The 23240-nt window shown below is 36.8% G+C and carries 19 protein-coding genes; 8 read left to right on the forward strand and 11 right to left on the reverse strand.

Features of this window, described 5'->3' with window-relative positions:
• Nucleotides 1-158: 158 nt before the first annotated feature.
• The 6 genes from O0931_RS10590 to O0931_RS10610 all read right to left on the reverse strand — a co-directional run bounded on the left by O0931_RS10590 (nt 159) and on the right by O0931_RS10610 (nt 6686).
• Nucleotides 159-1448, reverse strand: coding sequence for an MFS transporter (locus tag O0931_RS10590; RefSeq protein WP_269415550.1), 1290 nt, complete (start codon nt 1446-1448; stop codon nt 159-161).
• Between the two features lie 232 nt (nt 1449-1680).
• The gene (gene recG, locus O0931_RS10595) at nt 1681-3786 is read right to left on the reverse strand and encodes an ATP-dependent DNA helicase RecG (RefSeq protein ID WP_269415551.1); all 2106 of its coding nucleotides are present in this window, start codon (nt 3784-3786) and stop codon (nt 1681-1683) included.
• A gap of 5 nt (nt 3787-3791) precedes the next feature.
• On the reverse strand, nt 3792-4694 hold the full coding sequence (locus O0931_RS10600; protein WP_269415552.1) for an EamA family transporter: 903 nt from the start codon (nt 4692-4694) through the stop codon (nt 3792-3794).
• Nucleotides 4695-4696: 2 nt separating this feature from the next.
• Entirely contained in the window at nt 4697-5077 is a 381-nt protein-coding gene (locus tag O0931_RS10605) for a RidA family protein (protein WP_269415553.1), read from the reverse strand.
• Between the two features lie 8 nt (nt 5078-5085).
• The gene (locus O0931_RS20100; RefSeq protein ID WP_331283622.1) at nt 5086-5223 is read right to left on the reverse strand and encodes a DUF6728 family protein; all 138 of its coding nucleotides are present in this window, start codon (nt 5221-5223) and stop codon (nt 5086-5088) included.
• Nucleotides 5224-5321: 98 nt separating this feature from the next.
• A complete protein-coding gene (locus O0931_RS10610) occupies nt 5322-6686 on the reverse strand; it encodes an OmpA family protein (RefSeq protein ID WP_269415554.1) in 1365 nt (454 codons plus the stop codon).
• Nucleotides 6687-6859: 173 nt separating this feature from the next.
• Between O0931_RS10610 and O0931_RS10615 the strand changes: the two genes are divergently transcribed.
• Nucleotides 6860-8149, forward strand: coding sequence for an aminopeptidase P family protein (locus O0931_RS10615; protein ID WP_269415555.1), 1290 nt, complete (start codon nt 6860-6862; stop codon nt 8147-8149).
• 73 nt (nt 8150-8222) lie between these two features.
• Here O0931_RS10615 and meaB read toward each other — a convergent pair whose 3' ends face one another.
• Nucleotides 8223-9125, reverse strand: a complete 903-nt coding sequence (gene meaB, locus O0931_RS10620; protein WP_269415556.1) for a methylmalonyl Co-A mutase-associated GTPase MeaB — start codon at nt 9123-9125, stop codon at nt 8223-8225.
• A 71-nt stretch (nt 9126-9196) separates the two neighbouring features.
• On the opposite strand from meaB, the gene O0931_RS10625 reads away from it, so the two are divergent.
• The 6 genes from O0931_RS10625 (at nt 9197) to O0931_RS10650 (ending at nt 15440) form a co-directional block, all read left to right on the forward strand.
• Complete coding sequence (locus O0931_RS10625; protein WP_269415557.1) at nt 9197-10075, forward strand: glycosyltransferase family 2 protein; 879 nt, start codon at nt 9197-9199, stop codon at nt 10073-10075.
• The gene (locus tag O0931_RS10630) at nt 10076-11062 is read left to right on the forward strand and encodes a glycosyltransferase family 2 protein (RefSeq protein WP_269415558.1); all 987 of its coding nucleotides are present in this window, start codon (nt 10076-10078) and stop codon (nt 11060-11062) included.
• Nucleotides 11063-11192: 130 nt separating this feature from the next.
• Nucleotides 11193-13019: an ABC transporter ATP-binding protein gene (locus O0931_RS10635; RefSeq protein WP_269415559.1), complete on the forward strand. Its 1827-nt coding sequence runs from the start codon at nt 11193-11195 to the stop codon at nt 13017-13019.
• A 4-nt stretch (nt 13020-13023) separates the two neighbouring features.
• On the forward strand, nt 13024-13926 hold the full coding sequence (locus O0931_RS10640; RefSeq protein ID WP_269415560.1) for a glycosyltransferase family 2 protein: 903 nt from the start codon (nt 13024-13026) through the stop codon (nt 13924-13926).
• 1 nt (nt 13927) lies between these two features.
• The gene (locus O0931_RS10645) at nt 13928-14647 is read left to right on the forward strand and encodes a glycosyltransferase (RefSeq protein WP_269415561.1); all 720 of its coding nucleotides are present in this window, start codon (nt 13928-13930) and stop codon (nt 14645-14647) included.
• Nucleotides 14637-15440: a DUF5672 family protein gene (locus O0931_RS10650; protein ID WP_269415562.1), complete on the forward strand. Its 804-nt coding sequence runs from the start codon at nt 14637-14639 to the stop codon at nt 15438-15440. Before O0931_RS10645 ends, O0931_RS10650 begins: the two co-directional genes overlap by 11 nt.
• On the opposite strand, the gene O0931_RS10655 is transcribed toward O0931_RS10650, so the two are convergent.
• On the reverse strand, nt 15437-16300 hold the full coding sequence (locus O0931_RS10655) for a glycosyltransferase (RefSeq protein ID WP_269415563.1): 864 nt from the start codon (nt 16298-16300) through the stop codon (nt 15437-15439). The genes O0931_RS10650 and O0931_RS10655 overlap by 4 nt on opposite strands.
• 145 nt (nt 16301-16445) lie before the next feature.
• Between O0931_RS10655 and O0931_RS10660 the strand changes: the two genes are divergently transcribed.
• Nucleotides 16446-17528 (forward strand): acyltransferase family protein, encoded by a 1083-nt coding sequence (locus O0931_RS10660; protein ID WP_269415564.1) that lies wholly within the window; start codon nt 16446-16448, stop codon nt 17526-17528.
• A 28-nt stretch (nt 17529-17556) separates the two neighbouring features.
• Here the strand turns inward: O0931_RS10660 and O0931_RS10665 are convergent, their stop codons facing one another.
• The 3 genes from O0931_RS10665 to infB all read right to left on the reverse strand — a co-directional run bounded on the left by O0931_RS10665 (nt 17557) and on the right by infB (nt 23182).
• Nucleotides 17557-18801 carry a hypothetical protein gene (locus O0931_RS10665; RefSeq protein WP_269415565.1) on the reverse strand — a complete coding sequence of 415 codons (1245 nt, stop codon included), beginning with the start codon at nt 18799-18801 and terminating at the stop codon, nt 17557-17559.
• A gap of 106 nt (nt 18802-18907) precedes the next feature.
• Nucleotides 18908-19888: a class I SAM-dependent methyltransferase gene (locus tag O0931_RS10670; protein ID WP_269415566.1), complete on the reverse strand. Its 981-nt coding sequence runs from the start codon at nt 19886-19888 to the stop codon at nt 18908-18910.
• Between the two features lie 249 nt (nt 19889-20137).
• The gene (gene infB, locus O0931_RS10675) at nt 20138-23182 is read right to left on the reverse strand and encodes a translation initiation factor IF-2 (RefSeq protein ID WP_269415567.1); all 3045 of its coding nucleotides are present in this window, start codon (nt 23180-23182) and stop codon (nt 20138-20140) included.
• Nucleotides 23183-23240: the final 58 nt, after the last annotated feature.

Below are 23240 nucleotides of genomic sequence, written 5' to 3' on the forward strand. Positions count from 1 at the left end.
GCGATACTGGGCTTTTTTATTCAGCCCAAGTTAAAATTACAAAATCTGCGAAAATCTTGGTCATCTGCGGGAGCCATCAGCCGAAAAAAATGCAATTTAGCTTGCGCTGGTTTTTATCAGTGCAAACCAAAGCTGCGATTTCAACACTTTTAAAAAAACTAAGATTTAGTCGTTTGCTCATTGATGTCCTGAAGGCTTAACCTGGTTAAAGATTTTGTTTTCAGCCAGGTAAAAAAGGCAATTCCAATGGTCATGCTACCGCCAAATACTACCGCGGGAACAGTTCTCATTAATTTGGCTGTTAAACCAGATTCAAATGCACCGATCTCATTTGATGAACCTATAAACATACTGTTCACCGCCGATACCCGCCCCCGCATTTCATCGGGCGTAAGCAACTGCATAATTGTAGAGCGAATTATTACACTCACGCTATCAAAAGAACCTTCTAAGAATAGGAAAAATAGCGTTAAGTAAAAACTTTTTGAAAGACCATAACAGATAATACTCAATCCAAAACCTGTAACTGCTATCAGCAGGTTTCGCCAGGGCTTATTCATTGGGGAAAAGCGCGTCATTGCCAACATGGTAATTACCGAACCTGCCGATGCTGCCGCTCGCATAAAACCAAGTCCCTCCGGGCCAACCTTTAAAATATCATTTGCAAATACCGGTAATAAAGCAACCGCACCACCAAAAAACACAGAAAATAAATCTAAGCTCATGGCCCAAACCATCATCTTGGTTTTAAATACGAAATGTACACCTTCTCTTAAACTTTTTATAATCCCCTCTTTCGGAATAAATGAAGGCGGATGAATATCCAAAAAGAAAATACAAACCAGTGCAATAAAAATGAAGGTTATAATCACAATATATGTAATGGTAATGCCCAGAAACCCATAAACTAAACCACCTGCTGCCGGACCTAAGATAGACGCCATTTGCCAGCTTGAACTGCTCCAGGTGCTGGCATTCGGATAAAGTTCTTTTGGTAAAATCTGAGCCATCAGGGAAAATGTTGCCGGCCCGAAGAAACCTCTGGCTAAACCAATTCCAAAAACCATAGAATACATAATCGGCACAATATAACCTACGGGAATATATTTATGCATGTAACTGGTCGTTACCGTAAGCATAATTAAGGAACATATAAAAACACCCGAAAATATCTTTAAAAGTAAAGCCCTCTTTTCGCTCTTATCTGCAATATACCCCCCATATAAAGCTATCGTAATGGCAGGAATGGCTTCGCATAAACCTATTAGACCCAAGGCAAGCGGATCTTTTGTTAAATGGTAAATATAAATACCAAGTACCACAGCCTGCATTTGATAGGCAAACGTGAAGAAAAAACGCATACCTAAATAAGAACGAAATTCTTTATAACGTAAAGCCGCGTAAGGATCGGGTTTCACAACAATGGGATTGGGGTCTGAATCTGCCAATGGAATAAATTTAATACTGCAAAACTAAGCTTTGTAAAATGAAATAATTGAAATGCGTTAGAATTCTATAAAATCGTTACTGCAAAATGATATTACCCAGAATTCCAAGCCATGGTTCATATACTAACCATAGGTTTCCGGAATAGTTGGAATATCATTTAATACCCTGATTGTTTTTAAGTTTTCTGAACACCCATGGCCAGATGCAAACCGGATCATCAGGTAAGTGATATTAAGATATCTTATCGAAAGAAATTCCCCTTTCGAGTTTTTGTAAATATGCTTTAAGCAAGGCGTGTTCGGGCTTGTCCAATTGGGGGTCAGCTTCAAAAAGTTCGATTACGGTGTTTCTGGCTTCAGCTAAAATGATCTGATCTTTAGCCAAATCTGCCAATTTTAAATCGAGTACGCCACTTTGTTGTGTTCCGGTAATGTCTCCGGGGCCGCGAAGTTGTAAATCTATTTCCGATATTTCGAAACCATTGTTGGTTCTAACCATAGTTTCCAGGCGAACTTTGCCCTCTTTACTTAATTTATTACCACTCATCAAAATACAAAATGAATGGTCAGACCCGCGACCAACCCGCCCTCTTAACTGATGGAGTTGCGACAAACCAAACCGTTCGGCATTCTCGATTACCATAACCGATGCATTCGGCACATTTACGCCTACCTCGATTACCGTTGTAGCAACCATAATCTGACTTTTACCATCTATAAACTGTTGCATCTCAAATTGCTTATCTGCATTGGGCATTTGCCCGTGAACAATACTGATTTGATAATCGGGACGCGGAAATTGATAGCTTAACTGTTCAATGCCAGCTTCAAGGTGAAGCAAATCAAGCTTCTCACTTTCCTTAATCAGCGGATAAACAATATAAACCTGCCGGCCTTTGGCAATTTCCTGCTTCATAAAGCCAAACATACGGAGCCTTTGTCCTTCAAAAAGATGCCTGGTTTCAATTGGCTTTCTTCCTGCAGGCAACTCATCAATTATTGAAACGTCCAGATCCCCGTACAAAGTCATCGCCAAGGTCCGGGGAATCGGTGTTGCCGTCATCACTAAAATATGTGGTGGAATTATATTTTTACGCCATAGTTTAGCCCGCTGTTCAACGCCAAAACGATGTTGTTCATCAATTACAACCAAACCCAAATCCCTGAACTTAACTTTATCTTCAATTAACGCATGAGTTCCGATCAGGATATCGATCTCACCATTTTCCAGTTGCTCATGCAGCATTGCCCGTTCCTTTTTCTTTGTATTTCCGGTTAAAATTGCCACCTTAACCAAATCATCGGTAACCAATTCTGTAACGGATGCATAATGCTGGCGGGCCAGGATTTCCGTTGGAGCCATCATACAAGCCTGGTAACCGTTGTCGTTTGCCAAAAGCATACTCATGAGCGCAACAGCTGTTTTACCGCTGCCTACATCGCCCTGAACAAGCCTGTTCATCTGAATACCACGTTGCGTATCGATACGGATCTCTTTAACAACCCGCTTCTGGGCATTGGTTAACTCAAAAGGCAAAAATTCTTTATAAAAGCGATTTACTTTTCCGCCCACTTTATCGAACTTAACCCCTTTAAATTTTAACTGCCTTAATTGTTTGTTGTGTAATAATTGAAGCTGAATAAAAAATAGTTCTTCAAATTTCAATCGCCTTTCCGCCGCATTCAAGTCTTTTTGATTTTTAGGAAAATGAATGTTTAGCAGCGCTGTCTTCTTGTCCGGCAGTTGATATTTGTTCAGTATATATTGAGGTAAATTTTCAGGAACTTGTGGAATAACCTGATCAAGTAATCCGGCAATTAAACGCTGAATACCTTTAGAATCAAGCGTGAACTTTTTAAGCTTTTCAGTAGAATTATAAACAGGCTGCAGCGTTAAATTTCCTCTGCCAACCGGCTTATTTTGGTAAAGCTCCATTTCGGGATGAGAAATACTAAAAGTTCCGTTAAATAAAGCAGGCTTACCAAAAGCAACATAGGCAACGCCAACAAGGATGTTGTCTTCAACCCATTTTAAACTCTGGAACCAAACCAGCTCCATTAAGCCTGTTTCATCTTTAAAAACAGCAACAATTCTTCTGGTTCTCTTCTCTCCAATTACTTTTTTACTGATAACACGCCCAACTACCTGAATGTACTGCGCATCAGGACTAATTTGGTTTATCTTAAAATATTTTGTTCTGTCGATATACCGAAACGGATAATGCGCGAGCATATCCTGAAAAGTAAAAAGACCTAAATCTTTTTTCAAAACGTCAGCCCGGGCAGGTCCAACACCTTTTATAAACTCAACAGGCGTATCTAAAACGGAATTAAACAAAGTAATTATACTTTCTTGTAAACAACACTCTTTAGCAATTGTGCATTAAAAATAATAATCGATAAGAGTAAAAGCAAATAAGCAAATAACTGATGAATATCGATTTTCTCTTTAAAGTAGAAAAATGCCACCGCAAAAGCAACTATCGGGTTTAAATAAATCAGAATCCCTAAAGCAGAAGAGGGCATTCCCAATAAAGCATAAGAATTTAAAAACAAAGGAATTATGGTAAAAACTACTGCAATTAAAAAGATATGACCCCAAAAGAAAGCATCTGTTGGAAAAGCATTAGAATGGATGAAATACATTGGCAGCATAATTAACCCTGCAAGAATTAATTGTACACCCAGAAAATTAAATTTATCAACGTTTTGAATCACTTTAAGTACGATTACATAAAGCGCATAAAATGATGCGATAACGACCGCCCAGATTACTTCATACAAAGAGCCTGTTGCAAGCAATAGTATACTTATGAATGCAATTACAATTGCAGCCACCTTAACTTTGCTAAGTCGTTCCTTAAGGAGTATAAATCCACATAGGGCTGTTAATAAAGGGCATACCATATAGGCAAATGCAGCAGCCTTTAAACTAACATTATTTACTGCAAAAATATAGGTAAACCAGTTTCCGGTTATTAAGAAAGCGGAAAGGATGGTTAACAGAACAAATTTTCTCTTTGCTATTGGTTCTAAAGCTTTAATGTAGGCGATATCTTTTCTAAGCGCCTCCCTCCTGAATAGAAGAATTGTTGCCCAAACCATTACAATAGAAATAAATATTCTGTAATATAAAATCTCCTGTGGTGGAAAATGTTTTATATTCCTTAATGGGACAGACATTGTTCCCCAGATAATATAAGGAACAACACCTGCTAAAAAGTATTTACTTCTTCCTGATGCCAAAATTAAGCTACTATGGCAATTACAGAAATTTCTACATTAACATTTTTAGGAAGTACAGATACCTGGACGGTTTCACGGGCCGGGAAATCAGCAGTAAAATATTGTCCATAAATTTCATTAACCTGGGCAAAAGTTCCCATATCACTCAAAAAAATTGTCGATTTAACAACGTTATCGAAAGTTAAACCAGCCTCCAGTAACACCGCTTTAAGGTTACGCATAACCTGATGGGTTTCTTCTTCGATAGTACCGATATTCAATTCCCCACTTTCTGGATTGATTGCGACCTGACCGGATGCAAATAAAAAATTGCCTGCCTGCACAGCCTGGCTATATGGACCTATTGGCGCAGGCGCATTAGTAGTTGAAATGATTTTTTTCATAAATTAAATTATTTGACAAGCCATTGAACAAGCTTGTATAGGATACCGGCCAGAAAAACAGAAATAGCCAATGCATTAATAAAATGCATAATTTTCAAATTTATATTATTTGGCCGGTTCGGATCTTTTTTCCTGAAGAAATACATAATACAAACTTAGTTAAAAAGTCTTATACAGAAAAAAAAGCCACAAAAAAAGGCCTCGATTTACATCGAAGCCTTTTCTAAAATTTTTTATTGAAATACTAGTTTCTAGCAGTTTCAACACGACGGTTTTGGATACGACCTTCTTCAGTATCGTTAGAAGCAATTGGATTAGCTTCACCATTACCTTTAGTAGCAACTTGACTAGCGTTAACGCCAGAGTTTACTAAGTAAGTTTTAACAGAATTAGCTCTGTCTTTAGATAATTTCAAGTTATATGCAGCAGTACCTTCGCTTGAAGCGTAACCATTCAAAGTTACTTTACCACCATTTTCACGTAACACTGAAGATAATTTATCTAAAGTAGGATAAGATTCAGTTTTTAATACAGATGAGTTAAAATCGAAACTGATTTTTTCGAAACCTGTTACACTGCTAGTTGCAGTTGTATCAGCTACCATTTTAGGAAGAGGACATCCTGAACCATCAACAGCAGTACCGGCAGGCGTTCCTGGGCATTTGTCGAATTGATCAGCAACACCATCACCATCAGTATCTTTTTTCAAATCTTCAACAGATTTTTCAACAGCAGATACACGGTTTTTCAAAGCTTCAACTTCTTGACGTAGAGTTGGATCTTTTAAATCATCATACATTGTAGCTAATGGGTTAGTCCACTCTAAGCTAGGTTTAGCAGATGAACCTAAAGAGAATTCTAAACCAGCATAACCGTAAGAGAATTTATCTTTAGTAGTACCTTGTGCATAAACACCATCAAAGTTATCAGCATCGATAAAGTTCATTGTGTAACCTAAGTTGAAGTTAACACGCTCAGAAACTTTAAATTTAACGCCAACACCCACTGGGATGTACATACCTTTAACATAATCTTTTGCTTCATGCGGATCACCTGCAGGACCTACAGCTTTACCTTTCCAGTCAACAACAGTACCGTTAGTGTAAGTTACTTTTGGAGCATAAGCCATATAACCAGCACCAGCAGTAACGAAGAAACCTACTGAGTTTTCACGACGTAAAAAATCGATAGAACCTACATTTACAACACCGCGTAAATCTACAGCATATTGTAACTGAGTTTCAAATTCTCTAGCAGTAGCACTACCAGGAGCAATAGGACCATTAGTAGCAACATTTGAACCTGAAACTTTACCACGTACACCAGCTAATTCTAATGAGAATGAGTGACCTAATTGTTTACGGATATTTAAGCCATAACCTAAGTTAACATCCCATGAGTTGAAATCATTAGAACCGCCAATAGCAACAACAGGAGCTAAAACACCACCGTTAACGCCAATTGACCACGTTCTGTACTGTCCTCTTCCACCAAACACTTTGGTTGAAGAAGTTGTTGCAGGGGTTTCCTGAGCGACAGCAAGAGAAGCTACTCCTGTTAATGCCACTAAAGAAAGTGCAACACTTTTCTTTAAAGTAGAATAATTCATAATCTTTTTTCTTTTTTAAGGGTTAAACAATTTAATTGATTAATTTTTTCAGTAACTGCAAAATTAATCAAAATATTAAATTTTCAAACTTTTATACAAACTCCGTTCCAAACTTCAGTATAACTAATCATTTTATTACTTTTGGTCTTTAGCCATTAAAGCAAATACTAAAAATGAAATACCCTCAAATCGATAATGATTTATTTGTATTAAACAGAATAAAATTCAATAAACTATTAAAAAAGAACTCGTTAGCTATATTTCAGTCTAACGATGAGTTCCCCCGAAGCGGCGATCAAAACTTCGTTTTTAAACAAAATCCTGATTTATTTTATTTATCAGGAATCGATCAGGAACAAACAATTTTACTCTTATATCCCGATTGTCCTAATCCTTTGTACAGACAAGTCCTGTTTTTAAGACAGACAAATGATCATATAAAAGTTTGGGAAGGTTATAAATATACGAAAGAACAGGCAAAAGCTGCATCCGGTATTGAAAGTATCTATTGGTTAGAGGATTTTGATAACATTTTGCATAGTATAATAAATTATGCTGACAATATTTATCTGAATACGAATGAAAATGACCGGTACGCACATACCGTTCCTTACCGCGACATTCGTTTTATCGAACATATGCGTTCGAAATATCCCCTGCACCATTATGAACGTTCAGCGCCAATAATGCGTGAATTAAGGGCCGTAAAATCAGAAATCGAAATTGAATTAACAAAAAAAGCATGTGGAATAACCCGCGATGCTTTTATTAGGGTTCTGAAATTTGTAAAGCCCGGGGTTAAAGAATATGAAATCGAGGCAGAAATTATTCACGAATTTATTCGTCAGGGTGGAACCGGGCATGCCTATACACCAATTATTGCTTCGGGACATAACGCAAACATACTTCACTATAACGATAACAATCAGGAATGTAAAGATGGCGATGTAATATTATTTGATTTTGGAGCCGAATATGCAAACTATAATGCCGACATGAGTCGTTCGGTTCCGGTTAACGGAAAATTTACCAAACGGCAGAAGGAGGTTTATAATGCTGTCTTGCATGTAATGAAAGCCGCAACGAAATTACTTGTTGCGGGAACAGTGTGGAACACTTACCATGAAGAGGTTGGGGAAATTATGACCGAACAATTAATCGGCTTAGGGCTTATTTCATCAGCAGACGTTAAAAATCAAAACCCTGCTTCGCCTGCCTATAAAAAATACTTTATGCATGGAACTTCTCATCATTTAGGAATTGATGTTCATGATTTTGCAGGCAGATATACTTCTTTTGCAGCAGGAAACATTTTGACTGTAGAACCCGGCATTTATATTCCTGAAGAAGGTTTAGGTATCCGTCTGGAAAACAACATTCTGATTACAGCAACAGGAAATATAGACCTCATGGCCGATATCCCTTTGGAAGCAACGGAAATTGAAGATATTATGAACGGGTAGTCCGCCGGCGGTTTTCAGTTTTCCGTTGGCAGTTTGACAACTAACCGATTAAACAGCTAACCAATTTAAACAATTAACCATTTCCCCCAAACTCATCTGCAAAGCGATAAACATTAAAATCGTCTTTTTTCAAAGCTTCGTGAATTTTTTCACGAAGCTTTTTTTTATCTGTTTGCTTCATTTTGTTATGCTGGATAATTTTCCAAGCCTTTTCAGCAAATAAAAATTCCCGCCTTAAAGTTTTTCCGTCGGCACCAGGTTTAATAATCCATTTGCATAAATCATCAATGCCATCATTTTTATCCGCAATGGTTTTAAATATCGGAATTGTTTTAGCGCCCTGATGAACCATCTTCTTAAGGTTATTCGCGAAAACAGCAGCACCTGCTCTGTCTGCTTTATTAACCACAAAACAATCGGCAATTTCCATTAAACCCGATTTGATATGCTGAATTTCATCACCGGATTCGGGGACCAGCACAACAACTGTTTTATCAGCCAGGCCCGCAATTTCAACTTCCGACTGCCCGACACCTACCGTTTCAACCAAAATCAAATCGAAGTTCGACGCCTTTAAAACATCAACCATTTCAATGGTTTTAGCAGAAATTCCACCCAAAGCGCCGCGTGTTGCAAGCGACCGTATAAAAACGTCAGGATTATTAAATTGAGTCGCCATCCTGATTCTGTCACCCAGTAAAGAACCAAAATTAAAGGGCGAAGTTGGGTCGATGGCTAATACCGCAATGCGTTTCCCCTCAGCAATAAAATAGTTTGTTATCGCATTAACCAGGGTACTTTTACCTGCTCCGGGCGGCCCGGTTATACCCAGAACCGTAACGGCCGTTTTGCTGTCTAAATCTCTTAAAAGTAAATCCGAAGGCGTAATATCATTTTCAACCAAAGTTAAAACCCTGGCCAGAACTTTATAATTGCCTTGTTTAATTTCACTTAAAAGAGTTCGATGGGGATTCATCAATAAAACTATATTTGTACAAATAAACAAAATTATAACCCGTATATAAGCCTAATCAACAAGAAATTTAAATGAAAGTTACCGGATTTACCTTTATCAGAAATGCCATTACCAATGATTATCCGATAAAGGAAGCAATACTTTCGGTTTTACCACTCTGCGATGATTTTATTGTCGCATTAGGAAACTCAACAGATGAAACTTCAGAACTGGTTAAAAACATCGACCCAAAAAAAATCAGAACCATTGATACCGTATGGAACGAAAGTTTAAAAGAAGGCGGATTCGTTTTTGCTGACGAAACGAACAAAGCATTGGCTGAAATCCCTAAAGATACAGATTGGTTGATTTACATTCAGGGCGATGAAGCCATTCATGAAGATTATTTGCCCCTGATTAAAAAGGAAATGGAAGCAGAACTGAATAACCGCGATGTTGAAGCTTTGCTTTTAAAATATAAACATTTTTACGCCTCTTATGATTATGCTGCCGAATCGAGGCGATGGTACAGGAGAGAGGTTCGCATTTTAAAAAACTTACCGGGCATACATTCTTATAAAGATGCCCAGGGCTTCAGAATTAATGGCAGGAAGCTGAAAGTTAAACTTATTGATGCCTATATTTACCATTACGGCTGGGTAAAACCGCCTAAAGGTTTACAAGGAAAAGTTAGAAATTTCAACCAGTATTATCAAACAGAGGAGTGGATAGAAGAGAATTATCCTGTTCAAAATACGTTTGATATGCACAATGCCGACAGGTTGGTTCATTTTACAGGAACACATCCTCAAGTTTTGAAACCCAGAATTAAAGCTGCAAATTGGAAATTTGAACAGGATTTAACCAAACAGACACCTAAAATGAATTTCCGTCGGAGGCTGTTGCAGAAAATAGAAGATTTAACAGGATTGCGGTTATTCGAATACCGTAACTACAAAATTGTGAAGTAGATGCAAAGAAGCGTTTCCATTGTAATCCCAAATTATAACGGCAGGCATCTGCTCGAAAAATATCTGCCTTCGGTTTTTATCGCCGCTGAAAATGCAAACACCGCATTTGAAATCATCGTAATTGATGATGGCTCAAAAGATGATAGCGTCGACTTTATAAAAAATAATTATACAAATGTTAAGCTGTTAATCAATGATAAAAACCGTGGCTTTTCGTATACCTGTAACCATGGCATCCGTGAATCAAAGCATGAACTCATACTACTTTTAAACTCGGATGTTAAGCTTACACCCGATTACTTTCAGCAGCAATGGAAGTATTTTGCTAAGCCCGATACCTTTGGTGTAATGGCCAGGATAATGAGCTTCGACGAAACCAAAATTGAAGATGCCGCACGTTTACTTTATTACAGCGGTTGCAGAATTAAGGCAAACAAATTCTATTATAGTGAAACACCGGAAGATGAAAATGTATACACGGCTTACCTTTCTGGTGCTAATGCCTTGGTTGATGCTAAAAAGCTGAAAGAACTGGGTGGCTTTGATGAAATTTATTCTCCTTTTTCTTCTGAAGATTTTGATTTAAGCTTACGTGCATGGCAACTGGGCTGGAAATGTTATTACGAACATCAGTCGGTTTGTTTTCACCACATCAGCGGGAGTACAAAAACCCAAATCAAATCAGACTTTATAAAGAAAATATATTACCGCAATCGTTTTTTCCTGCAAAGAATTCAACTGCAAGGAAACAGATTGACATTATTACCGCTTCATTTGATTTTTGCTGAATTAATACCTAAATTACTAACAGGCAAATTCTGGATTTTGGCCGCCTATAAAGATTATCTAGCTTCTTTCGAAACCATAAATAATAGTCGCGAACGAATTAACGCTTTAAAACAGAAATACAATTCATCTATAAACGTTACTGATGTAATGAACATTATTGATAAATCAGTTCAAGGTAAAAGCATTAAACAATTGTAATTTTATGCCTGAGCATTTTTAAAAACCCGAGAGGTTTATTTCAAAACCGTACATTTGCCAAGTTTTAATTCGGTTTTTTTGGAGGTGTTTTTAATACATTATCCAATATACATATTCCATTTTCTATAAAATGAAGACTTATTTCCGTTTATTATCTTTTGCCAAACCCATAGAGAAATTTGCAATTCCGTATGTAATTGCAACCTTGTTTGCCATTATTTTTAATACGTTCCTTTTTACGTTGTTAGGACCTCTTATGCAAGCGCTGTTTCTAAAAAGCGATTGCGCTAAGCCTTTACCAACACAAGAGGAAAAATCACTGCTGGATCCGAGAGAGATTTTTCAGGCATATATTGATAAGATCAGCTTCCAACACGGCGAAGTATATGCCTTGAAAATAATTTGTATCGTAATTGTTGTTACAGTATTTCTTGCTAATTTTTTCCGTTATTTTTCACAACGGTACATGGAAGATTTAAGGGTACACACCTTACTTAATATGCGTAAAACGGTGTTTGACAATGTTATGAATCTCCATGTTGGTTATTTTAATAATGAAAGAAAGGGAGATATTATCTCAAAGGTTGCTTCTGATGTTCAGGTTGTACAATTTACCGTGACAAACACTTTACAAGTCGTTTTTAAAGAACCCCTGCAATTGATATTTTTTATTATTGTATTACTCTCCATTTCTGTCAAACTAACTTTATTTTCATTGTTGGTTATTCCTGTTTCTGGTTTTATTATTAGTAAAATTGTTAAACGGTTAAAACAACAGGCTACTCAGGCTCATGAATCTTTTGCAAAAATGATCGGCTTTTTAGATGAATCATTGAGCGGAATTAAAATTATAAAGGCTTTTAATGCTTCAGAAAGAGTTAAAAATAAGTTTGGGGAAGAGAATAAATTTTATTCTTTTTTAAATCGAAAAATGACCAGAAGGCAGCAGCTTGCCTCTCCTGTTTCTCAAACGTTGGGTGTATTGGTCGTAGTTTTCATCCTGTTATATGGTGGAACAATGATTTTAACCGGCCAGGGAGATCTCAAAGGTGGTGAATTTGTAGTATACCTCGCAACTTTCAGTCAGGTAATGCAACCTATAAAAGCCATTACCGATTCTTTCAGCGGCATTCACTCCGGCATTTCAGCAGGCGAACGCGTTTTGGATTTAATTGATACCAAACCAGAACTTGTAAATAAACCGAAAGCTGAAAGCTTAGATAGGTTTACTAAATCTTTGAGTTTTGAAAATGTAGTATTTGGCTATGGCGATAAAGAAGTATTAAAAAACATCAATCTCAATATCGAAAAAGGACAAACCGTTGCCTTGGTTGGCCCTTCAGGTGGCGGAAAAAGTACGCTGATGGATTTAATTCCCCGTTTTCACGACCCAAAATCAGGCACCATCAAAATCGATGGTCACGATTACCGCGATTTAACCGTTGAAAGTATCCGTAACCAGATGGGCACGGTAAACCAGGAATCCTTTTTATTTAACGACAGTATATTTAATAATATCGCCTTCGCAAAACCTGACGCAACTGAAGAAGAGGTTATCGCTGCCGCAAAAATTGCAAATGCACACGAATTTATCCTGAATACAGAAGAAGGTTATCAAACTTTTGTAGGCGACAGGGGCAACAGGCTTTCCGGCGGACAAAGACAAAGGGTTTGTATTGCCAGGGCGGTTTTAGCCAACCCACCGATTATGCTTCTGGATGAGGCCACTTCAGCGCTGGATACAGAATCTGAAAAGCTGGTTCAGGATGCCTTGAACAACCTGATGAAAAACCGAACTTCTATTGTAATTGCACACCGTTTGAGTACCATTCAACATGCCGATAAAATTGTTGTAATCGATAAAGGCCAGGTTATTGAAACCGGAACGCACCAGGCATTAATTGCACAAAATGGCCTATACAAACGGTTAATTGATATGCAGGCTTTTAACGATTAATTGCATGAACAGTTATCCTTTGGTTTCCATCGCACTTTGTACTTACAACGGGGCTGTTCATTTAGAAGAACAATTAGATTCTATAGTAAACCAAACTTACCCTAATCTGGAAGTTGTACTCGTTGATGATGGTTCAAAAGACAATACACATGAAATTTTAAAATCATACGCGGCTAAATATCACAATTTTAAAATTTACCAAAACGAGTTTAACCTTGGCTACATTAAAAATTTTGAGAAGGCCATAAGCTTATGTAGCGGAGAATTTATTGCACTTTGCGATCAGGATGATGTCTGGCTTGAAAACAAGATAGCCTTACAGGTTAGCGAAATCGGGGATAATATACTGGTTTATCATGATTCAGCATTTATCGATGATAAAGGCGCGTCGCTTGATAGAAAAATCTCTGATGTCCGAAGGTTTTATGCAGGAAATGATTCCAGGTATTTTCTGTTTGAAAATTGTGTATCTGGCCATACAGTTCTATTCCACAAAAAACTAATACCTTACCTGGATAATTTCACCGGTTTGGTGATGCATGACTGGTGGCTGGCGTATGTAGCAACCAATATAGGAAGTATCGCATTTAGTTCCTTATGTTTAGTCAGGTATCGTCAGCATTCAAACATGAGTACGGATATATTAAGACAAAAAAAAAAAATAAGAGAAGGACGAAAAATCAGTTTTGCAAAATTTATTGAGAGAATAAGAATTTTCTCAAACTATCCTTACAATAAACATCAAAAATTCACATTTCATTTATTAAAGCTTCTTGAAGCAGGAGGTAGTGAAAATCAACCAAACATAAATCTTTTCCTTTTCATTCTTAAACACAAAGAAATCTTATTATTTATGCAGCGGAAGGGATTTTGGAGTAAAATGAATTTCATCAGAAAGTTTTTGTGATATGAATAATGTCCCTCCAATTGTATCATTAATTTGCGTAACCTTTAATGCAGGTCAGCACATCAATTCTTTTCTTCAAAGTGCTAAGAAAAACATGCCTAAGCATTGTGAACTTATTATCTTTGATGGCGACAGTAGAGACGATACCCTGAAAATTATTTCTCAATATCCTGATTTGGTCACTTCCTTAATCAGTAAAAAAGATAAAGGTATTTACGATGCAATGAATAATGCTGTAAAATTAGCCAAAGGGCAATGGTTATACTTTATAGGTGCAGATGATGAAATAACTGAAAACTTTGGAACCGTTATAAGTCAATTAAAAGAGACCGATACCATTTATCATTGTGATATAATAATGGATGATGTTAAAATTATCAGATCTGCCGAGCCTTATCAACTTGCAAAGTATAATATTTCACACCAGGCAATTTTTTATCCGAAGAGTGTTTTTGAAAAATATAGCTATAATCTGACATACAAAATCTGTGCGGATTATGAACTCAATTTAAAACTCAGAGGAGATTCCGCTTACAGATTTAAATACATTCCGCTGGTTGCAGCAAAATTCGGAACAGACGGACTATCAAGTTTAAAAACCGATGATGCTTTCGAACATAAAAAACCGAAATTGATAAATCATTATCTTGGCTTATCTGTTTATTTGCGTTATATGTTCCGTAAATTTAAACATCAGATTCAAGGCAAGCATGTCAAATAAACCAAAATACGCAATTCTTGTTCCTCTATATAAAGAAAACCTATCCGAATTTGAAGAAATTGCTTTAAATCAGTGTTTCAAAGTGTTTCAGGGCTACCCTGTTATTGCTGTAAAACCTGAAAAACTTTTGTTATCCGACAAACGTTTTTCCAAATCGGTTTCCTTTGATAATTCCTATTTTGAAAGTGTATTTGGCTACAACAAGCTTATGCTTTCAGCAAGTTTTTATACTCAATTTAGCGAATACGACTACATTCTGATTTATCAATTGGATGCCTTTGTGTTCTCTGATCAAATGGATTTTTGGTGCAGCAAAGGATATGATTATATTGGAGCGCCCTGGCTATATAACCATAATCATTATTCAAAATTTAAAACTTTTAAAGAGCACATAAGATCTTACTTCCACCGACGGTATAATTTATCAGGGAAATCAGGACTACCTATTCTGGATAAACAACTCAATAATCAGGTTGGAAATGGCGGTTTTTCGTTAAGAAAGGTTGAAACATTTATAAAACTCTGTCAGGTTTATAAAACCCAAATTAGCAAATATGAACAAATTGAAAATAGCATATTTAATGAAGATATCTTTTTTAGCATCGAATTAAACCGTAGAAAAAGAATCGTTAAAATACCTTCTTATAAAGAAGCCGTAAATTTTGCCATTGAAACAGAACCAGAAAAAGCATTTAAGTTGAATGGGAATAAATGCCCGTTTGGGTGTCATGCATGGGAAAAAAACATAAATTTCTGGCGGCCTTATTTTGCTGAAAACGGTTATAAAATTTAAGCTTCAAAAAGTAATTTTAAAAAGATACCGGTTCCTATTTTTTTACTCAGCTTACTTTTTAACAGAACCTTAATCCTTTGTATTTTGCTGTAACCGGTGATTTGCATTCGCTTGAAAAAAAACCTGAACGCATGTTTCTCTGTAATTTTCATTTCCTTCTCTGATAGATTTTCGAGATTTACGGGCAAGGAATTTGCCCACTTGTTATGTAACTTCAGTGTTTCTTCTACCCAATTACTATCATAGTTACCTTCTGAAAAATGTTCTAAAAGGATCTCAAAGGTAACATAAGCTTTGTATTCGTTTCTGATGGCCAACGAATAATCAATATCGTAACAATGGAACTTTTTAAAAGTAACTTCGTCAAACGGGTATTTTGTAACACATGTTTTGGTCGTACAAAACCAAACCCCATCTACTGCCACTACCTGTGAAATTTTTTCATTTTTTGGATTTTGAAGATGATGAGAAGTACCAAGCTGATCAAACTTAAATCGCTGTAATATATTTATGTAGTTGATTTTTGCCGGGCCGCCATTACAAAACCAACCGGATGGCGCTATAGACTTATAGCTGCTTCCCGCAATACCAATAAGCCCAAGTTTAGTAATTTCTGCAAAAGCAGACAATACAATTTGGCCCCAGTTTCTGGTTTTTATTGAAATATCTTCATGCATATAACAAAGTAAATCGTACTTCGCCTGTTTAGCGCCAAGATTGTATATTTCACAAAGGCCTTTATGCCCGTTGGCGTTATTGAAAACTAAAATTTCGTACGGTATGCCAACAGTTTCCTCTATATTGATTCTTATATCATTCAGTTGTTGTGCATTTACCGAAGCGATTATAATTGATATCATGAATTGTAAAAATAAATGCCGTTTTAAACAGCAAAAATAACAATTCAAGCCACATAATACAGAATGTTAAAATGTTATAAAAGACAACATTCTTACATGCAAAATAGTAAAAGATTAATCTATTGTTATTATTATTGCAGCATCTATGTCTACATCAATACAAAAAGAAAAAATAAATTACGATTTCATTGATTCACTCCGATTTATTGCAATCATATCAATCGTTTTGGAACACAGTTATCTTTGGCCCGAGCCTAAATTTTTTACTGATGTTTATGAGCAATCCATTCAACTTTTCACTATGCAGGTTTTCAAATTCGGAACGATTTTGTTCTATATACTTGCAGGTTTCCTGATTGGCGATAAAATCCATACCACAACATCTTTACAGTACTTAAAAAGAAGGTTTGACGGCACATTCAAACCATGGCTTTTCTGGATGGTTGTTTTCCTGATATTTATTTATGCTAATTTTCTGGTTATATACCTTAAAGGTGCGTGGTCTCCAGTATTTGATCAGCCTTTGTGGGGTTTTGGCAAACAACTTTATGATATTATCGTAAATACCAGTTTTTGGTTTATTCTGAACTTTTTGGGTAGTATATCTATCCTTCTTATCTTCAGAAGGTACCTTTATAGCTGGAAATTAGGTTTATTTTTAGGAGCATGCTCACTGTTCTATTCTTTAAATTTATATCATGAATGGATTTTCAGTCAGCATACCACTGCAGTTCTTGGTTTCGTTTTTTACCTTTGGCTGGGTGTTATTCTTCATAAATACTTTACTGAATTTAATGTATGGATAAAAAAATGCCCGGTGTTTCCTTTGGCGCTGGCAACAGCCATTATGTTATTTGTTTCTTGTTGGGAAAGCTACCACCTTATACAAATCGGGGTAAAGGCAGATCCATACAATACGCTGAGATTTACCAACATTATATATTCGATTGTAAGCTTTGTTTTTCTCTATAAACTTGGAAATCCATTATGGATAAAAAAGTTAAATCCCCGAAGCAGCACTTATGGAATTCATTTAATTCACTTCATAATTATTGTTCAGATACTTCCTACGATATTTAACCCCCTGCACATTACTTCTGCAGGAAAAAGTTCTCTGGAACTTGTATTCATTCAGTATGCCAGGTTTTTTATAACTTATTTTGCGAGTTACTTTATAGTTTATCTGATTAATAAATCGAACAAGTTAAAATGGATTGTTGGGCAATAAGTTATTTATTTTTTATACTAATAAATAGTTAATTAGGATAATTTGCAACCAATTGAGCCATTGTTACTCTGACATTTTCTAAGCTGCCAACGCATATGTAAGCGGTAAAATTATAAGTTTGCCCTGCAAAAATATTCGGTATTCGTTGAACCAAATTCCATTTGTTTGTAGAGCCGAAGCTAAACTGGCCATATCCATTTGTTGCAGCTTGTCCAATAGCAGGACAATAAACACCCATTGCGTAATCGCCCGAAGATTTAGCAAGAATAATAGGCCTTCCTGCCTCATTATCAGGCTCATTTGTAACATTAGTCAAAGTACTATTTCCTTGATTGAACCGCCAAAAAGTATTGAATGAACTTGGCATATATCCTGTTACCACTTCAAATTGTCCCATAGCCAGATTAGCCTCATCAGATGGCACAGAATGACTAACTTCATACTTGATCGCATGAGCCATTCCAGGAATACCAATTGTAACTGTTTTACTCATTATATGATTTGAGAGAATAGTATATCCATTTATCGGGGAAGGACAAGATCCGGTAGGAGCTGATGAATTACTGTAAAACGCCATTTGAGTGGTTGTTTGTAATATATATCCCGCAGTAGAAAAGCTCAATAATTCACTTGAAGTACATCCTCCACTACCGTCACCATGATTCCCGGCTTCTGTTGGATTATAACATTCTGCAGTCCATGAAGGAGGAGAATAAGATGAATAAAAGCTCGACGCAGTTTGTAATTCACGACCATGATCAGCTGCATCAATGAATTCTACACCATTCCACGTTAGTGAATAAATACCTCCAGCAAATTTTGAATTAGCTTTAAGGACAATTGGATAGCCTCCAGCTGAAGCAGATATTTGTCCTTCAAGATATGGTGTTTCAATTGGACTATTGTTTAAAAGTTTATTGTTTACTCCATGTGGATCTATACCGTAAGCATAAATTGCCAAACGACAGGGTGTTATAAGATTTGTAGGGATTCTCCATCTAAATCCATGGTTTCCTGAGTATCCTGTAGCACTATTAACATCAGGACGAGGATAATTTGCTAATGTTGAACCTATAAATACGCTACCCGGAGATCCTGCTGGTGCATTTGCATAAAAATGAATAGTTAAATTAGTTAAAGGAGCAGCAGCATCCAAAGACCATCCTGTGACTAATAAACTATTATCGATTGCGTCTAAAAAACCAATTGGTGTTGAACAAAAAAGAACTTTTGAACACAATAATAAAAAAGTAATTGAGAGCATCTTTTTCATAATTTACAAATTAATTTAATCAAAATTAACAAAAATTCATCCTAATAAATTTTAAACCACTTTTAAGCCAATATTCTATATAATTATTCGAAATAACAGCCAAACATTAAGATGATTTATATAAGTAAAAAACAACTGTATCACCCATTTCTTTTTCATTTAACTGCCTTGATCTCATTTCGAAAGTTTCTATTTCCTCTTCGCTAAAAATCTTTTCAAATGGATAAGCCTGATAGTCATTTTCTATGGAAAACAGCGGAATATCCCGTTGATATAGTTCACTCGCCCAAAATTGAAAACTTGCAGAGTCAAAATAAGTATTTCTTATTTCAAATCCTGTTTGTTGTGCTAAAATGGACATACTTTTAACCGTATGTAAGAAAAAATGCCGTGGAGCATCTAATTGAACCCAGTTTGCTTTGTAAATATTAAAAGCTTCAGCTATTACAGGAATTGCGATCATGAGGCAACCTTGCTCTTTTAGCAGAGAACGGCAATTTTTCAATACCTCCTGTTGTTGATCCATATGTTCTAAAACATGATTCATGATGATTAGATCATATTGATTAGGCTGTAGTTCAACTAAATCTTTTTTCATGATTTTTACACCAAAACCGTGATCGATTTCTTCAGGGATGAATTTATCTACACCTTCAATATTTTCAAATCCGATATTGAATAAATTGCATATTTGCTGTCCTTTTCCACAACCTATTTCCAATATCTTATCTGAAAAGGCTATTTTAACTGGCTTTAAATATTTCAACACAGGCCGATTTGTTTTAAAAAGCTTTTTAAGTCTGAAATAACCGAATAAACGCTTAAAGTAAGATTGTCTTTTTAATACAGCTGTATTGGCTGTGAATGAATAATAATAGGGCGGATAATATTTACTTATGTTTACTGGTAATTCTGCTATCTGCAAACAGCCGCATAAGGAACACTGTTGGTATTTAAATTCGTCCCGAAATCCAAACATCATTTCTTTAACGACAAGTGATTCTCCAAACGGAGCTTTGCAGATTCTGCAGCCGGGTGATGAGTAGGCCTTAGTTTGTGATTCCAAATTAAATGCTTTTAAATCCAAACTTGATGGATTTATGATTAATTAATGATTGCTATAAATTTAAGGATAGTTTAGTTAAAAGGCAATTTCATATATTATTAGCTTTATAACACAATTATCTGCCGAATTAACTTATTGAAGTTTTGACTACAAATGTTCGATATTTTTAAGTTACAAACTAAATATTATCCGATAATTTTAAGATTAAAACAATATATAAACTAAAAAAGCGGCCTTTTGAGCCGCTTTGAATTATAATATGTTTGTATTTTACAGTTTTCTGGCTACTTCAACTTGTTCGTAAGCCTCTACAATATCACCAACTTCGATGTTATTAAAGTTCTGAATATTCAGACCACATTCGTAGCCTTTTACCACTTCTTTTACATCATCTTTAAAGCGTTTTAATGATGCCAGTTCACCTGTATAAATTACAACACCATCTCTGATGATGCGGATTTTGCTGTTACGGGTAATTTTACCATCTAATACCATACAACCTGCAATGGTACCTACTTTAGTAATTTTGAAAGTTTCTCGTATCTCTACGTTAGCCACGATTTTCTCTTCAAATTCAGGATCCAACATACCTTCCATCGCCGATTTAATCTCGTTGATTGCATCGTAAATGATAGAATATAAACGGATATCGATTTGTTCAGCCTCCGCAAGTTTACGTGCACCTGTTGACGGACGAACCTGGAAACCAATGATAATCGCATCAGAAGCCGAAGCTAACAATACATCAGATTCTGAAATCTGTCCAACACCTTTACTGATGATGTTGATTTGAATTTGCTCAGTAGACAGCTTCAATAGTGAATCGGCTAACGCTTCGATAGAACCATCCACGTCACCTTTAACAATAATGTTAAGCTCTTTAAAGTTACCAATCGCCAAACGACGACCAATCTCATCCAATGTAATGTGTTTCTGTGTACGTAATCCCTGCTCACGTTGTAATTGCATACGTTTGTTTGCAATATCACGAGCCTCGGTTTCACTTTCTAAAGCATTAAATCGGTCGCCTGCTGTAGGAGCACCCTGCATACCCAAAACCTGTACCGGTTGTGATGGGCCCGCTGATTCTACCTTGGCACCACGTTCATTGGTTAACGCTTTAACACGTCCGCTATAACTACCCGCTAAGATTGGATCTCCAACTCTTAATGTACCGGCCTGAACCAATACGGTTGTAACGATACCACGGCCTTTATCTAATGCCGATTCAATTACCGTACCTGTTGCGCGCTTATTCGGATTTGCTTTAAGCTCTAACAATTCAGCCTCTAATAAGACTTTGTCTAAAAGTAAGTCAACATTTAAACCGCTTTTGCTTGAAATTTCCTGTGATTGATATTTACCACCCCAGTCTTCAACCAGTATGTTCATTACCGACAATTGTTCACGTACTTTATCTGCATTAGCACCGGGCTTATCTACTTTCGTGAAAGCAAACACCAATGGTACACCTGCTGCTTGTGCGTGGTTAATCGCCTCTTTGGTTTGAGGCATCACTGCATCATCCGCAGCAATAACAATAATTGCAATATCTGCTGCTTTAGCACCACGGGCACGCATCGCAGTAAAGGCTTCGTGACCCGGTGTATCTAAGAACGTTACTTTTTTACCGGTTGGCGTAGTTACCATGTAAGCACCAATGTGCTGCGTAATACCACCTGCTTCACCGGCCACTACATTCGCTTTACGAATATAATCCAGCAATGAAGTTTTACCGTGATCGACGTGACCCATAATGGTAACAACCGGCGCTCTTTCGATTAAATCTGCCTCGTTATCTTCTTCTTCAATTACATTTTCCTCATCTTCATCAGGTTTAACGAATTGAATTTCATAACCAAATTCATCAGCAACGATTGTCAATGTTTCAGCATCTAAACGCTGATTGATTGAAACGAACATACCCAGACTCATACAAGTACCAATAATTTTGGTAACCGGCACATCCATCATGCTCGCCAATTCGTTAGCCGTAACAAATTCTGTTACTTTTAATATTTTTGATTGCGATTCAAGTTCATTTGCTGCTTCTTCTGCATTGTATGCAACATCATCACGTTTCTGACGACGTAGTTTTGCACGTTGAGCAAATTTACCAGATTTACCGGCACCACTTAAACGAGCAAGTGTTGCTTTGATTTGATCTTGAATTTCTTTCTCAGTAGGTTCTTCTTTAGGTCCGCTAGGTGTCGCATTTCTGTTTTGGAAACCTGGTCTGTTATTGTTGTTATTTCTATTTCCCTGGTAAGGTGTTCCACCCTGTCCGGCAGGTCTGTTACCCTGGTATGGTGTACCACCGCCTGGTCTGTTTCCCTGATAAGGCTGACGGGGTTGTCCTGGTGCGCCACCCTGACCTTGACCGGCAGGGTTTTGTCCGGACTGACCCTGACCACCATGTTGCCCTGGCTGACCGGGAGCTCCAGGTGCTTTCTTACGTTTACGTTTGCGTTTTGCCGCTTCACTATCGCTTGAAGATGCTACCGGACCATTTCTTCTGTCTGGTGTTGTAGGTAAAACAATTTTACCAATAATGTTCGGGCCTGTTAATTTAACCGAACGGGCTTTCATTACTTCAGGCTCAGTGCTTGTTGCCTCAGGCTTAACTTCTGCTGGTTTTGCAGTCTCCGCTTTTGGTTGTTCAACAACAGGTTTCGGTGCTTCTTCAACTTTTGGTGCAGGTACCGGAATTTCTTCCTTTTTAACCTCAACAGGTTTAGGTGCTTCGGCCTTTGGTTGTTCCACTACCGGTTTCGGTGTCTCTTCAACTTTAGGTGCAGGTGCTTCTTCTTTTTTAGCAGGTCTTGTTTTAGAATTAAGATCATTTAAATCGATCTTGCCTACTATTTTAACACCCGGCAAACTACCATCATCAGCTTTTTCTTCTGCTTTCGCCTCCTTTACAGGTTCTGCCACAGCTGCTGGTGGTGGTGTTTCAACTTTTGGCACTTCCACTTTAGGTTTTTCGACCTGAGGGGTAAACGTTTGAGCATTTTTAATCAAAATCTCTTCGTTTTTCTCAAAATCGGTATTCTTTTTCGGTGCTTCAGCTGGCTTTTCAGTCTCAGGCTCGTCACGACGTATTTTACCAATCACTATTTGTTTGGCTTCTTCTCTTACGATCTTATCTCCCTGATACTCTTTTAACAAAGCATCATACATCTCTCCCGAGAGTTTAAACATAGGACTTTTCTCGGCCGAGAAACCCTTTTTGTTTAAAAACTCTACGGCCGTACCCATGCCTATATTAAGTTCTTTAATAGCTTTAATTAAAATGATTGGTTTGTCGTCTGACATTTAGCTCCTGTTATTTTTTTTTATTTATACAAAAGTAGTGTTTATTTGGCAATTACAC

Origin of the sequence: Pedobacter rhodius (assembly GCF_027213645.1) — a bacterium.
Taxonomy (GTDB): domain Bacteria; phylum Bacteroidota; class Bacteroidia; order Sphingobacteriales; family Sphingobacteriaceae; genus Pedobacter; species Pedobacter rhodius.

Coding starts and splice junctions, on each gene's coding strand:
- O0931_RS10605 (WP_269415553.1), bottom strand. CDS start 5,077: ATGAAAAAAATCATTTCAACTACTAATGCGCCTGCGCCAATAGGTCCA.
- O0931_RS20100 (WP_331283622.1), bottom strand. CDS start 5,223: ATGTATTTCTTCAGGAAAAAAGATCCGAACCGGCCAAATAATATAAAT.
- O0931_RS10610 (WP_269415554.1), bottom strand. CDS start 6,686: ATGAATTATTCTACTTTAAAGAAAAGTGTTGCACTTTCTTTAGTGGCA.
- O0931_RS10615 (WP_269415555.1), top strand. CDS start 6,860: ATGAAATACCCTCAAATCGATAATGATTTATTTGTATTAAACAGAATA.
- meaB (WP_269415556.1), bottom strand. CDS start 9,125: ATGAATCCCCATCGAACTCTTTTAAGTGAAATTAAACAAGGCAATTAT.
- O0931_RS10625 (WP_269415557.1), top strand. CDS start 9,197: ATGAAAGTTACCGGATTTACCTTTATCAGAAATGCCATTACCAATGAT.
- O0931_RS10630 (WP_269415558.1), top strand. CDS start 10,076: ATGCAAAGAAGCGTTTCCATTGTAATCCCAAATTATAACGGCAGGCAT.
- O0931_RS10635 (WP_269415559.1), top strand. CDS start 11,193: ATGAAGACTTATTTCCGTTTATTATCTTTTGCCAAACCCATAGAGAAA.
- O0931_RS10640 (WP_269415560.1), top strand. CDS start 13,024: ATGAACAGTTATCCTTTGGTTTCCATCGCACTTTGTACTTACAACGGG.
- O0931_RS10645 (WP_269415561.1), top strand. CDS start 13,928: ATGAATAATGTCCCTCCAATTGTATCATTAATTTGCGTAACCTTTAAT.
- O0931_RS10650 (WP_269415562.1), top strand. CDS start 14,637: ATGTCAAATAAACCAAAATACGCAATTCTTGTTCCTCTATATAAAGAA.
- O0931_RS10655 (WP_269415563.1), bottom strand. CDS start 16,300: ATGATATCAATTATAATCGCTTCGGTAAATGCACAACAACTGAATGAT.
- O0931_RS10660 (WP_269415564.1), top strand. CDS start 16,446: ATGTCTACATCAATACAAAAAGAAAAAATAAATTACGATTTCATTGAT.
- O0931_RS10665 (WP_269415565.1), bottom strand. CDS start 18,801: ATGAAAAAGATGCTCTCAATTACTTTTTTATTATTGTGTTCAAAAGTT.
- infB (WP_269415567.1), bottom strand. CDS start 23,182: ATGTCAGACGACAAACCAATCATTTTAATTAAAGCTATTAAAGAACTT.